The organism is Pedobacter sp. D749 (genome assembly GCF_019317285.1).
GTDB lineage: Bacteria > Bacteroidota > Bacteroidia > Sphingobacteriales > Sphingobacteriaceae > Pedobacter.
Genome location: NZ_CP079218.1, coordinates 2,977,623 through 2,990,277 on the forward strand (window position 1 = coordinate 2,977,623; position 12,655 = coordinate 2,990,277).

Genomic DNA, 12,655 nt, shown 5'->3' on the forward strand with positions numbered 1-12,655 from the left:
TGCCCAACCCTATCTGTATTCCTGCTAAAGATGAAAATACTTTTAAAATACTTGAGGCCGCACCGGAATCTCATTATACTATCGCTGTTACTGGCCGCTGCAGCACAGCTTTTAAGCCTGCTCGATCCCATTATCTTTGGAAAGATTATAGACGATTATTCTACCAACAAACATCATTTAAGCGAACACCAACTTATTAGTGAAGTTTTCTACTGGCTGCTCATTGCGCTAGCCATTGCATTGGTGGCCAGGCTTTGCCGCTCCATACAGGAATTTACGACCAGGAAGGCTGTGGCTCGTTTTGGCATGAATATTTTTAATGATGGCCTCAAACAAACGCTCCGCCTCTCGTTTCAGGAATTTGAAGAAAGCCGCAGCGGAACAACGTTGTCGGTGCTTCAAAAGGTAAAAACAGATGCAGAACGTTTTATCAATGCATTTATCAATATCCTTTTTTCATCGCTGGTGGGAATTGGTTTCTTATTGTGGTACAGCCTGAACAAGAACTGGCTTTTGGTACCTGTATTTTTTATTGGGGTATTGGTACTGGGCTCTCTAACCGGCCTGCTCTCTAAAAAAATAAAAGCTATCCAACGGTCTATTAACCGACAGGCTGATAAACAGGCCGGCGTAATTACCGAAAGCCTGCGCAACATCGAATTGGTAAAAAGCTTGGGCTTAACCTTTGCCGAGATCAGAAGATTGAATGTACAGACCCTGAAAATTTTTGATCTTGAAATGTTAAAAGCCCGGAAAGTGAGCACACTTTCTTTTTTACAGGGCAATCTGCTCAACTTGCTAAAACAATCGGTGCTTTTTATCCTGTTATGGCTGATTTTCAGAAAAATATTGAGTACAGGAGAACTGATTGCAATGCAATTTATCTCCACGGCAATCTTTACGCCGCTTCAGGATCTGGGCAACATGATCATTCTGTACCGGGAAGCAGATGCCTCGCTTAAAACATTCGACAACCTGATGCAAAAACCGATAGAAACCCGTCCGGATAATGCCGTAGAGCTTGATGCACTTAACAGGCTAGAATTCAAAAATGTAGTTTTCAGACATAAAACTGCTGGTTACAATGCTATTGATGATATTTCCTTCGAAATCCAAAATGGTGAGACTGTGGCATTTGTAGGTCCTTCGGGTTCTGGTAAATCTACCCTTGTTAAATTATTAGTAGGACTCTACCTTCCGGTTGATGGTGAAATCCTCTTCAACGAGACCAGTTCCAAACGCATACGTTACAATCCATTAAGGAGACAGATCGGTTTCGTTACACAGGATACCCAGCTTTATGCAGGTTCAATTAGGGAAAACATGTGTTTTGTTAATCCTACAGCAAGCGAAGAAGAGATCGTGGAAGCATTACGAAAGGCCTCAGCTACAGCACTTATTGCTAAAGCTGCACAGGGAATTGATACCGTGTTGGGTGAAAATGGGATGAAGTTATCTGGGGGCGAAAAACAGCGGATCTCTATCGCAAGGGCCTTATTGCGAAAACCAAGGTTGTTGATCTTTGATGAGGCTACCTCGGCACTAGATTCGCTTACCGAAGAAGAAATATCGGCAACCATTCGCGAAATCTCTGATAGAAGAGAGCAAATGACCATCCTCATTGCCCACAGACTATCGACCATTATGCATGCCGATAAGATCTATGTGCTGGAAAAAGGAAAGGTATCTGAAACGGGCAGCCACTTAGAACTTCTCGAAAAGAAAGGCTTGTATTATTCCATGTGGCGGCAGCAGATTGGGGAACGAAGGTAATTTGGAGATTATTATACATTAATTATAACCATTTAGTTCAACTAATTAAACAAACCAATAACCCAAATTTATCACTCAATGTCATTAAGATAAGAGCTTTTAACAACAGATACACACGGATTTTCATATCTGTGTGTATCCTTTCTATCTGTGGTTAAATTATTTTCGCTTGTGCCGTATGACTAAACTTAATGACATTGGGTAACACTTCACCAGAGGCAAAATGGCTAAACAACATTTCAGTTTTGATTGCGAGGTGCAAAACGTTCACCATAAACCTGATTGACGGGGAAAGCGCCCGATTCTTTACCGATAAATCGGCACTAAATTAGCATCGGGCCTTGTACCAAAAGCAGGGCTGCAGTCTGCCAAGAATTACTGCCCTTCCATTTCCAAATAAATAAAAAAATTATCCCTATTATTCATCCGGCTAATTTTCTCTATAAAGCAGCTTTTCTTTTCGGAGCGCAGGGCCTCTGTATCAAACCAACTTGTATCCCGTGTTACGCTTTTACGCTTCGGCCTCGTACCTCAGCCTGCAGGGTAAACACTTCAACCGGGGCTAAATGGCTAAAACAGCATTTCATTTTGGGGCTGCTGTCCGCCACGAATTAAGGCCCTTTCACTTACAAACAAAAATGGATATAGCCCATTGATCATTTAAATTTTGTTTAAAATGCAGTCTCGTAACAATAAAAAATATATTATACGCTAGCTAAAGTTTCGAAAGTAAAAGTTTTACCGAGGCTCTCTTTTGATAGTTGGGATCGAAATGAACATATTTAATTTTACCAGAACGATCGATAATATAGGTTGCAGGAACGGGTAAAGTATGACGTGCATTACCGTTATTATCCTCTAAATTTATCCCATAGCCTTTATATTTGGTAAAAGTAGCTTCATCCATCATAAAATTAACGTTGTAGGCTTTCATAATCGCGTCGTCTTTATCCTGAAGGATAGAAAAACCAGCGCTGGTTTTTTTGATTGTTTTGTCGATATTTTCTTTCGTTTCGGGTGTAACTCCGACCACATAAGCATCTTTTCCACTTAATAAGCTTAGAGAATCCTGAAGCTCTTTAATGTGTTTGTTACAATAAGGGCACCATTGGCCACGATAAAAAAACAATACCACAGAACGATGCGCTTTAAGTGCACTTTTCAAACTCACAGTTTTACCGTTCTGATCCATTCCACTAAACATAGGTGCTTTATCACCTTCTTTTAAACCCTTTTGTGCTTTTGTTTGCAGCGATAATACAACAGCTACCGCTGTAAATAAGATAATTCTTTTCATTTCGTCTTTATGTTTTTTCTCTTAGTCGAACCAGCAGCATTAACCTTACAGTGAAAATTAATTTTTATTCATTTCTTTTTCAATCTTATCTTTTAATGTTTTTTTAAAGGTCTCATCAAGTTTAAAATCGCTGTTTTCAAAGCCTACAAACACCTTATTAATCAATATACTCTGCTGCTGATAAATTTTGCATACCGAACAACCTCTCAAATGTACATGCAATTGTAGTTTTTCGGCAGCCGTAATTTTTCCGGCGATTCTTTTTTCGATCAAAAAAGTAGCCTGTTTACAATTATAGATTATATTTTTTAGCGCGCTCGTCATATCAGTTCCAGTTTTTTTGAAGGCATGCCCTCAGGTTAAGTTTTGTGCGGTGCATAATTACCCAGAAATTAGCCGCAGTAAGTTTAAGTTCGGTACAGATCATTTCTGAAGTCAGATCGTCCATATGTTTCATTGAGAATACCGAAAACCATAATCCGGGGAGTTTGGCCAGACATTCGTTTAATATACCACCCAACTCTTTCACCAGCAAAGGATTACCTACCTCCAAACCGAAAGCCTGTGGACGGTATTTTTCATTCCAGTGCCCGGATTCGGTGTCAAAGGATTCCCGCAGCTCGCCTTCGGCATCTGTTAGCTTCAAATCTCTTAGCCCGTTAGCAGATTGTTTTCGGTAAAAATCAGCAATCTTATTTTTAAGGATGGCGGTTAACCATGTTTTTTCCTCACTATTTCCTTCAAAACGGTCTAAACGCTGCAATCCTGCCAAAAAGGTATCTTGAACCAAATCTTTGGCCACATCCTCATCTCTTAATCTCGACATTGCAAAACCATAGAGATAATCGGCATATTTTTCTACCCAGCTAATCGGATCTGAGTGAAGACCTTTGGCTGTAAGGCCTTTGTCCGTTTCGTTTTGCATGTTTGGGAATATCTTAATATAAATATAATGTTTAAACTGTTAGTCGGAGGAGATGAAAGATCCTTACAAATTATTTAATGTTTTTAGAAATGCTTGTTTAGTTAATTGAGCTAAATAAAAAAATTAAAAAAATCACTCCTACTTAAAGTAATTTCTAAAGTTGTACGTCTACAGTTCCAACAAACCTAAAAACTTTTCTATATGATAGCCGTTTTCAAAACAAATGTATCCTCGGATAACGAGTTAAACGTAATCAGCCCATTGCTGAACAGCCAGTTCAAAGAAATTAAATGGAATATTGATTTATGGGATTCTGATAAAATTCTCAGGGTAGATTCGCCAAGAGATTGGACGAAAGAAATTACCGAACTCTTTAACAGTATTGGTTTACGTTGCATTAACCTGGAAATCTTTCATTCAGAGCCATTTTAAGCCTAACATTGAAATTTCCTGTAATTATTATGGATACCATATTCTTGTGGTGTCAGATATTATTATCTGATACTTAATCTCGTTCCCAGAGATAATAACTTTATCAGTCAGTGGCAACATTTGACTGTACAAATAATAGGAACTGCTGCATTAAAGCATATCTTACCACTTTCGTGTGGCCATTTTTAAATAGATTATCCTTAAATTGCATCTTCTATTGCATTAATCCCTAATGAAAGAAATTACCGATATCATAAAAGCCTATCAAAAGGCAACTAAGGAAAAGTATCCTCAGGATGTAGAAACTGTTATTTTCGAACAAGGAGGGATTGATACAGAAACAGATTATAACAATTTAATCAGCCAGCAATGATAGCAGATTCTTTTGGAAGAATACACGACTATCTGCGGATATCGCTTACCGATAACTGCAACTTTCGCTGCTTTTATTGCATGCCAGAAGAAGAATACGACTTCACTCCTGCCTCCCGGCTCATGCAAACTAATGAAATTATTAAACTGGCAGAAGTTTTTGTGGCCAATGGCGTAAAAAAAATCAGGCTTACCGGCGGTGAACCATTAGTGAGGAAAGATGCAGCCCAAATTATTGCTGCATTGGGTAAACTTCCGGTTGAGCTCGTCATTACGACAAACGGAACGCGTATTGCTGAAATGTTGCCTGTATTACAAGAGGCAGGTATTAAAACCATTAACATCAGCCTGGATACCTTGCAACCTGAGAAATTCTTTATGATTACCCGAAGGGATGTTTTCCATCAGGTACGCAGCAATATCGAATTGCTTTTGCAACATAAAATAAAGGTAAAAGTAAACATGGTGGTAATGAAAGGGCTTAATGATGACGAAATCAATGATTTCATCAGTTGGACCAAACACAACCCCATTCAGATCAGGTTTATTGAGTTCATGCCCTTTAGTGGTAACAAATGGACGAGCAACAAGATGTTTTCTTTAGATGAAATCCTATCAGTGGTTGAAAAAGATTTCACAATATTATCTGTTAAAGGAGAACCACACGATACAGCCAAAAGTTTCATGATCCCTGGTCACGAAGGTTCGTTTGCCATTATCAGCACCATGACCAATCCTTTTTGCGATACCTGTAACCGCATGCGTTTAACTGCAGATGGCAAACTCAAAAACTGCCTTTTTTCGGATAGTGAAACCGATCTGCTTACCGCATTGCGGAAAAATGAAGACGTGCTTCCACTCATTCAATCGGCGATATGGAGCAAAAAGAAAGCATTGGGTGGGCAATTGGTAAGCGATTTTGAAAAAATTGATGCCACGACCATTCAAAACAGAAGTATGATTACCATTGGAGGATAAAATTTTCATGATCAGCGTTAAAGAAGCAAAAGATCTCATTTCTCAACACATCACAGCACTAAACCCCATTTCAATTGATTTGGCTAAGGCATCAGGACACATTCTTGCAGCCCATATTTATGCGAAATACGATATTCCTGCATTTAGCCAGTCATCTATGGATGGCTATGCCATTAAGTTCGCAGATCACGAACAAGAGCTCGCCTTAATCGGCGAAATGGCCGCAGGAACGGCAAATAAGATTGCCATACAAAACGGCGAAACCAGTAGAATATTTACAGGAGCTCCGCTACCTAAAGGTGCCGATACTGTGGTGATGCAGGAAAAAATCACACGTACAGATGGGAAAATCACCTTACAAGATCCCAATTTAAAGATTGGCTTAAACGTACGGGATAAAGGTTCAGAAATTACGGCTGGCGCATTGGCGATGGAACGTGGAAATCTGCTTAGTCCTGCTGCCATTGGCTTTCTGGCCGGGATTGGTGTTAACGAAGTCAGTGTTTACCCCATGCCAAAGATTTCGGTTATTGTAACGGGAAAAGAATTACAACAACCGGGAAAAGCCCTCGAATTTGGACAGGTGTACGAATCGAATTCCTATTCTCTATCGGCGGCTTTAAAATATGAAGGCATTGAACAAATTGCTGTTTACGAAGCAGATGATGATCTGGAAATCCTTAAAAACGTATTACAAAATGCAGTAGAAAACAGTGATGTTGTCCTGCTAACGGGAGGTGTAAGTGTAGGCGATTATGATTTTGTAATAGAAGCCGCTTCATCTTGTGGCATCAAACAGGTTTTCCATAAGGTGAAACAGAAACCCGGCAAACCTTTGTTTTTTGGCACAAAAGATCAAAAATTAATATTCGGACTTCCGGGTAACCCTTCATCTGTATTGAGTTGTTATTATAATTATGTGCTGCCAGCTATTAAAGCATTATCCCATAAAAATAATAGTGTAATTGAGGTCCAGGCCGAGCTCACACATGGCTATTCAAAACCTGCGGGGCTTACACATTTCCTTAAAGGCAAATATGAAAACGGGAAGGTTACACCTCTCAGCGCACAGGAATCTTACCGGTTAAGCTCCTTTGCACAGGCCAATTGCCTGATCTGCCTGGATGAAACAAAAGAACATTTTAAACAAGGTGACATCCTAACCGTAATGATTTTACCAAACTAAACCATGCAAGAAAGTTTTCTTCTCTTTTACTGCTTACTTTTTATTGTTGCTTTTTTATATGCTTCAGTCGGGCATGGTGGGGCAAGCGGCTACCTTGCGCTGATGGCCATTTTTGCCATTTCTCCAGCCATTATGAAGCCAACAGCATTATTATTAAATCTGTTTGTTTCTTCCACTTCATTTATCCAGTTTTACCGTGGTGGTCATTTTAAGTGGAAAACCTTCTGGCCTTTTGCACTTGCTTCTATCCCACTCTCTTTTGTGGGTGGTATGATGATGATCGAAAGTTCCATTTATAAAAGGATTTTAGGCCTGCTTTTACTCATCCCGGTCATCCGTTTTTTCTTCTTTAAAAATACCGATTCAAAAGATTTCAAATCATCAAATATTCCACTATCGCTTGCCATTGGCGGTATTATTGGCTTACTTTCGGGCATGATCGGTATCGGCGGAGGGATTATCCTTTCTCCTATCCTATTGCTTTTAAAATGGACAGATCAAAAACAGACCGCAGCCATTAGCGCAGCATTCATCTTTGTTAATTCGGTTGCTGGCTTAGGTGGTCAACTCATTAAAGGCTTCGAATTTAATAGCCACATGCTCACTTATGTTGGCGTGGCTTTCGTTGGTGGCCTTTGCGGGGCTTATTTTGGTGCGCTAAAATTCCCGCAAACTGTTTTAAAAAATGTCCTGGCCTGTGTATTGGCACTGGCCGCCTATAAATTACTCTTTACACATGCATAATATGAAATTCCTGACCATCGGCTTATTATTTTTAAGTTTTGCTGTAAATGCACAAGAGAGCAAGCAATTTACAATCGAAGGAAAGATTAAAGCTCCATTAACAGTTACTTTAGACAATTTAAGTACTTATAAATCCGTTAATCTGGATAGTATGACGATTTTTAACCATTTGATGCAACATAAAGGCAGTATAAAAAACATTAAAGGTGTACTTTTGAAAGATATTTTGGCCAAAGTAGAAATAGATGCTGCTTCTCCAAAAGCACTGAGCGAATATTATCTGGTTTTTACTGCAACTGATAACTATAAAGTGGTCTACTCATGGAACGAAATTTTTAATTCACCTACAGGAAATCAACTGATGGTTTTAACAGGTTATGAAGCTAATCCTGCAAAGGCTGAAAAAGGAGATATAGCCGTTATTACGCCCAGTGATTTCGCAACAGGAAGAAGATTTGTAAAAGGATTAAGTAAAATCAGCATCTTACAGGTAAATTAGCAGCATGGAAATTGAAATCATCAGTTTCGGTCAAATTACCGAATTCATTAATAATCAAAAAATTGAAGTTGATGGCATTGCTGATACCGATGCCTTTAAACAATACCTCGAAGATCGCTTTCCAGCCTTGAAAGGCACAAAATACAAACTTGCCCTAAACAAAAATATTGTGCAACAGAATACCCAAATTACAAACCAGGCTACAATAGCCATAATGCCACCATTTTCAGGGGGTTAAGCAATATGAGTGCAGAGCGTTACAACAGACAGATTATCCTTAAAGGATTTGGGGAGGAAGCACAACAAAAGCTTTTAAGGGCTAAAATCCTTGTTATTGGCATAGGTGGCTTAGGCTGTCCTGCGTTGCAATACCTGGCTGCTGCCGGCATTGGCCACATTGGAATTGTTGATGATGATACCATTTCATTATCTAATTTACATAGACAGATTCTTTTCACTACGGCTGATATCGGAAAGCTGAAAGTAGAGGTTGCGGCAAAACGCCTGCAGGAAATGAATACTCAGATCGGGATCATCCGCCATCCCATCCGTTTACAGAAAAATAATATCCTTGATATTCTATCCAGATACGATTACATATTGGATGGTACCGACAATTTTGAATCCAGATACCTGATTAACGATGCCTGTGCATTATTGAACAAACCGCTTATATTTGCTGCAGTTTCGGCTTTTGAGGGGCAATTGGCCATATTTAACACCCCTGATCATTTAACGCCCAGCACCAATTACCGTGATATTTTCCCCGTTCCACCCGATAAAGGAGAAGTAGCCAATTGTGCCGAAAATGGCGTTTTAGGTATATTACCAGGCATATTGGGTACCATGGCAGCCGCAGAAACCATTAAATTGATTGCCAAAATCGGGCAGCCGCTCACCAATAAAATTTTAAGTTACAGCTTACTTACACAAGAACAATATACCATCAACATCAGTCACGGAGGCGGTTATACCCTGCCTAAAACAGTTGATGAATTTTTAAATATGGATTATCAGGATACGAGCGAAGGACCACAGGGATATATAGAAATTGATGCCAGCGAACTGGTGAAACTTCAGCAGTTAGACTCTATAATTTTAATCGATGTACGGGAAAAACACGAAGTACCCGTTTTGGATAAACAGATCTTTACACAAGTACCGATGTCGGAGTTTGGTGCTTTTATGAATAAAGAGTTTTACCAAAAACATGTCGTTTTAATCTGCCAGCACGGTATTAGAAGTGTAGCTGCTGCAGAGGCCATGCAGGAAAAATATGGCGATGCAAAAAAAATATACAGTTTAAAAGGTGGTATTGTAAAATGGAGAGATCATTTTCTCAAACACTGACATGAGCGAAAAAAAGATAACAAACATATTTGTAGATGGCCCAATCGAACCTGCTTTTATAGCCGACAGTATTGCCAAACACAACAGCAAAACAGCTATTGGTGGTCATAGTATTTTTATGGGCCAGGTGAGAAAAGATGAAATTGACGGTAAATGTGTTGCAGCGATAGCCTATACCGCCTACGAAGACCTTGCCCTCGAAAAGATGCATCAGATCAGGGAGGAAATCTTCGAAAAATATCCACTCCATTGCTTACATATTTACCACAGCTTAGGCACAGTTAAAACAGGCGAAATCTGCCTTTTTGTTTTCACTTCGTCAGCACACCGTAAACCTGCAATAGCGGCCTGTAGTGAAGTGGTAGACCGGTTAAAAGCAGAATTACCGATCTGGGGAAAAGAAATATTCGAAGACGAAACCCATCAGTGGAAAGAAAATATCTAACATGGTAAACATCACAAAAAAATCCAACACTTTAAGGATTGCTATTGCGACCGCTACGGTAAAAGTATCGAAGCAGGAAACTATTGATGCCGTTGAACAGCGCAAAATACCTAAGGGCGATGTATTCGAATTCGCCCGTGCAGCCGGCTTATTCGGGGTAAAAAAAACGAGTGATGTAATTCCGGATTGTCACCCTCTTCCGATTGAATATACCGCCATTACCTACGAAATTGTGGGTTTAACCATTATTATTATGGTAGAAGTACATACTATTTATAAAACAGGTGTTGAAGTTGAAGCCATGCATGGCGCCTCGGTTACGGCTTTAACCATGTACGATATGTTAAAACCGATTGATAAAGGTGTTGAAATAGAAAATATTAAACTTTTAAAAAAATCCGGAGGGAAATCTGACCTTAAAAATGCCAGATTTCCTGAAATAAAAGCTGCAGTTGTGGTCTGCTCAGATTCTATTTTTGAAAACAAATCACAGGATAGTTCTGGCAAAGCCATTATTTCAAGGCTCACTCAATGGGATATCAATGCAGAGAAATATGAAATCGTACCAGACGAAATGAATATCATACGCGATAAAGCCAGCGAATTGAGCAAACATGGTTATCATTTAATCATTTTTACAGGAGGAACGGGACTTTCACCCCGGGATTTAACTCCCGAAGCCATTGCACCTTTAATAGACAGGAATATCGAAGGGATCATGGAAACAGCTCGTCGTTACGGACAGGAGCGTATGCCTTATGCCATGCTTTCGCGTGGTGTGGCAGGCTTTATAGGAGAAACACTGGTGCTTACCTTCCCAGGTTCAAAAAGTGGTGTAGAAGAAAGCATAGATGCCCTATTCCCACAGGTTTTGCATTTATTTAAGGTGATTAAAGGCGAGAAACATTAATATTTATACTTATTGTTAGTCGGGATTTGTAATCCTTTACTGATCTGTCATTCTGAGCGCAGTGAAGAATCTTTAAGCTGAACAGGATTTCAAATTATTGCAGCAATGCTTACTATACACGGATTACAAATCCGCAGAACAAGGGTCAAGATCACAGATCCTGACCAACGAGCAGAGTTAATCTGGATTTTCAATCCTCTACCGATATGTCATTCTGAACGCAGTGAAGAATCTTTAAGCTAAACAGGATTTCAAATTATTGCAGCAATGCTTTGCACCTATACACCGGATTACAAATCCGGAGGTCAAAGGTCAAGATCACAGATCCTGTACCAACGAGCATCGTTCCAATCAACCCGTATTCTATTATTGGGAATCGTAATGCAATAAGCTTTAAGATTCCCGCCTGTGCGGGAAAGACGATTCGTTCAAACAATATTAAATCTAAACAGCAAAATCTTTTTGCGATAAAAAATTAAGTTCTATTTTTGCCGCATGTCGTCTAAATACAAGATTTTATACTTTTTCCAAAATTCTGATACTGCTATTGTGGAAATTCAGCGTCTTGGCCTGCCTGATGGTGCAGATGCAGAGGCGATTTACCACTGGCTATACTTTGATAAAATTACAGGGTCGTTAATTAAATTATGGTTCAGATCGATGGATTCTTCTACCGAAATTGAAGAACGTTATTTTGAACAGGGTTATCTTAAATTTAATAAAACAGAGGCTACCTATATTGAAAAGCACAATTCTTCTCAACAAAAACTCAATAATATGGGAAATAGAGCTCTTGGAGAGGACATAAGTGCTTTATTAGAAAATTATCTGAAATAATTTAAAACATCTCTGGCAATTCTGATGCTAAGCCAGCTTTACTTAAAGGATAACGTGAGGCTCTAAAATTCTGAAGCGACTGATAAAAACCTGGATACCATTTTTCTTTTTGCATATTTTCTAATAATTGTGCACAGGCAAGTACATCGGCATCAGCCTGGTGGAGCGCATGAGCAACAAAATTAACCACATCCCAAATGCCTTCCATCATAAAAAACCGAAAGGCAGATAGGATTGCAGACCATTGCACTTTCTTAGCCTGTAGCAAAAAAAACCGCGATACAGGGCTGCACAAACGTTTAAAAGCCATATAATCCTCTTCTGCACCCTCCAGATTTAAAAGGCCGTCACTATAAGGGAGGTTTATAATTTCTTCCGCAATTTTATCTCTGCCGTGGAAATAAACACTTCCTGCACAGATAGAAGATATTGATATCAGTGCTAAATGATCATAAATTTCGGGATGCATTTTCAGTTTGCCATTACGTACAAATACCAGCCCGCCTTTTTTGGCATTACGCGACTGAGTGTTTATAGCCGATAAACTTAAAAGCTCAAATTCGTCAGCAAAGTTAAGTGCCGTTACAAATTGTGCTGCGGCCATAAATGTGCCCCGGTCTAGGGCTTTGTTGCTGCTAACAGGTTCCTGAATTGAAAAAATAGAGAGTTGCAAAAAATTTAATTTGTTTGGTTTTGGCCGGATAGATCGACCATAGCAAAAATAAAAATCCAATCCACAAAACAAGTATGTAAATAGTGGTTAAAATATTTTAAAAAGGTAATTAGCTAGAAATGAGAAAGAAATTTTTTAGACATTTTGGACCATAAATAAATCACAGTATTAAATAGGTGGATACCGAACTTTGGGCCAAAAAAAAAAGCAGGACTAAATCCTGCTCAAAATCTT

At 39.2% G+C, this 12,655-nt stretch carries 16 protein-coding genes; 11 read left to right on the plus strand and 5 right to left on the minus strand.

Going from position 1 to position 12,655, the window contains the following annotated elements:
* The first annotated feature begins 30 nt into the window (after positions 1–30).
* Positions 31–1,773, plus strand: a complete 1,743-nt coding sequence (locus KYH19_RS11925) for an ABC transporter ATP-binding protein (protein ID WP_219075278.1) — start codon at positions 31–33, stop codon at positions 1,771–1,773.
* A 715-nt stretch (positions 1,774–2,488) separates the two neighbouring features.
* Here KYH19_RS11925 and KYH19_RS11930 read toward each other — a convergent pair.
* Genes KYH19_RS11930 through KYH19_RS11940 form a run of 3 tightly spaced genes read right to left on the minus strand, consistent with a single transcriptional unit; the run spans position 2,489 to position 3,995 of the window.
* Entirely contained in the window at positions 2,489–3,070 is a 582-nt protein-coding gene (locus tag KYH19_RS11930; protein WP_219075279.1) for a peroxiredoxin-like family protein, read from the minus strand.
* Between the two features lie 57 nt (positions 3,071–3,127).
* The gene (locus tag KYH19_RS11935; protein ID WP_132401368.1) at positions 3,128–3,394 is read right to left on the minus strand and encodes a zf-HC2 domain-containing protein; all 267 of its coding nucleotides are present in this window, start codon (positions 3,392–3,394) and stop codon (positions 3,128–3,130) included.
* A 1-nt stretch (position 3,395) separates the two neighbouring features.
* A complete protein-coding gene (locus KYH19_RS11940; RefSeq protein ID WP_219075280.1) occupies positions 3,396–3,995 on the minus strand; it encodes a sigma-70 family RNA polymerase sigma factor in 600 nt (199 codons plus the stop codon).
* A 201-nt stretch (positions 3,996–4,196) separates the two neighbouring features.
* On the opposite strand from KYH19_RS11940, the gene KYH19_RS11945 reads away from it, so the two are divergent.
* The 5 genes from KYH19_RS11945 to KYH19_RS11965 all read left to right on the plus strand — a co-directional run bounded on the left by KYH19_RS11945 (position 4,197) and on the right by KYH19_RS11965 (position 7,707).
* A complete protein-coding gene (locus tag KYH19_RS11945) occupies positions 4,197–4,427 on the plus strand; it encodes a hypothetical protein (protein ID WP_193420074.1) in 231 nt (76 codons plus the stop codon).
* Between the two features lie 232 nt (positions 4,428–4,659).
* Positions 4,660–4,800: a hypothetical protein gene (locus KYH19_RS11950; protein WP_219075281.1), complete on the plus strand. Its 141-nt coding sequence runs from the start codon at positions 4,660–4,662 to the stop codon at positions 4,798–4,800.
* On the plus strand, positions 4,797–5,777 hold the full coding sequence (moaA, locus tag KYH19_RS11955; RefSeq protein ID WP_219075282.1) for a GTP 3',8-cyclase MoaA: 981 nt from the start codon (positions 4,797–4,799) through the stop codon (positions 5,775–5,777). The genes KYH19_RS11950 and moaA overlap by 4 nt, the downstream gene beginning before the upstream one ends.
* 7 nt (positions 5,778–5,784) lie before the next feature.
* Positions 5,785–6,963 carry a gephyrin-like molybdotransferase Glp gene (gene glp / locus KYH19_RS11960; protein ID WP_219075283.1) on the plus strand — a complete coding sequence of 393 codons (1,179 nt, stop codon included), beginning with the start codon at positions 5,785–5,787 and terminating at the stop codon, positions 6,961–6,963.
* A 3-nt stretch (positions 6,964–6,966) separates the two neighbouring features.
* A complete protein-coding gene (locus tag KYH19_RS11965) occupies positions 6,967–7,707 on the plus strand; it encodes a sulfite exporter TauE/SafE family protein (protein WP_132401383.1) in 741 nt (246 codons plus the stop codon).
* 367 nt (positions 7,708–8,074) lie between these two features.
* On the opposite strand, the gene KYH19_RS24370 is transcribed toward KYH19_RS11965, so the two are convergent.
* The gene (locus KYH19_RS24370; RefSeq protein WP_219078926.1) at positions 8,075–8,143 is read right to left on the minus strand and encodes a hypothetical protein; all 69 of its coding nucleotides are present in this window, start codon (positions 8,141–8,143) and stop codon (positions 8,075–8,077) included.
* 67 nt (positions 8,144–8,210) lie between these two features.
* Here KYH19_RS24370 and KYH19_RS11975 point away from each other — a divergent pair, with 67 nt between their 5' ends.
* The 5 genes from KYH19_RS11975 (at position 8,211) to KYH19_RS11995 (ending at position 11,748) form a co-directional block, all read left to right on the plus strand.
* Entirely contained in the window at positions 8,211–8,444 is a 234-nt protein-coding gene (locus tag KYH19_RS11975) for a MoaD/ThiS family protein (protein WP_219075284.1), read from the plus strand.
* Between the two features lie 5 nt (positions 8,445–8,449).
* The gene (locus tag KYH19_RS11980; RefSeq protein WP_219075285.1) at positions 8,450–9,556 is read left to right on the plus strand and encodes a ThiF family adenylyltransferase; all 1,107 of its coding nucleotides are present in this window, start codon (positions 8,450–8,452) and stop codon (positions 9,554–9,556) included.
* A gap of 1 nt (position 9,557) precedes the next feature.
* A complete protein-coding gene (locus tag KYH19_RS11985; RefSeq protein ID WP_219075286.1) occupies positions 9,558–10,001 on the plus strand; it encodes a molybdenum cofactor biosynthesis protein MoaE in 444 nt (147 codons plus the stop codon).
* Between the two features lies 1 nt (position 10,002).
* Positions 10,003–10,911, plus strand: coding sequence for a bifunctional molybdenum cofactor biosynthesis protein MoaC/MoaB (gene moaCB, locus KYH19_RS11990; RefSeq protein ID WP_219075287.1), 909 nt, complete (start codon positions 10,003–10,005; stop codon positions 10,909–10,911).
* Positions 10,912–11,406: 495 nt separating this feature from the next.
* Complete coding sequence (locus tag KYH19_RS11995) at positions 11,407–11,748, plus strand: hypothetical protein (RefSeq protein WP_132401398.1); 342 nt, start codon at positions 11,407–11,409, stop codon at positions 11,746–11,748.
* A 1-nt stretch (position 11,749) separates the two neighbouring features.
* Here KYH19_RS11995 and KYH19_RS12000 read toward each other — a convergent pair whose 3' ends face one another.
* Positions 11,750–12,421 carry a hypothetical protein gene (locus tag KYH19_RS12000; protein ID WP_219075288.1) on the minus strand — a complete coding sequence of 224 codons (672 nt, stop codon included), beginning with the start codon at positions 12,419–12,421 and terminating at the stop codon, positions 11,750–11,752.
* Positions 12,422–12,655: the final 234 nt, after the last annotated feature.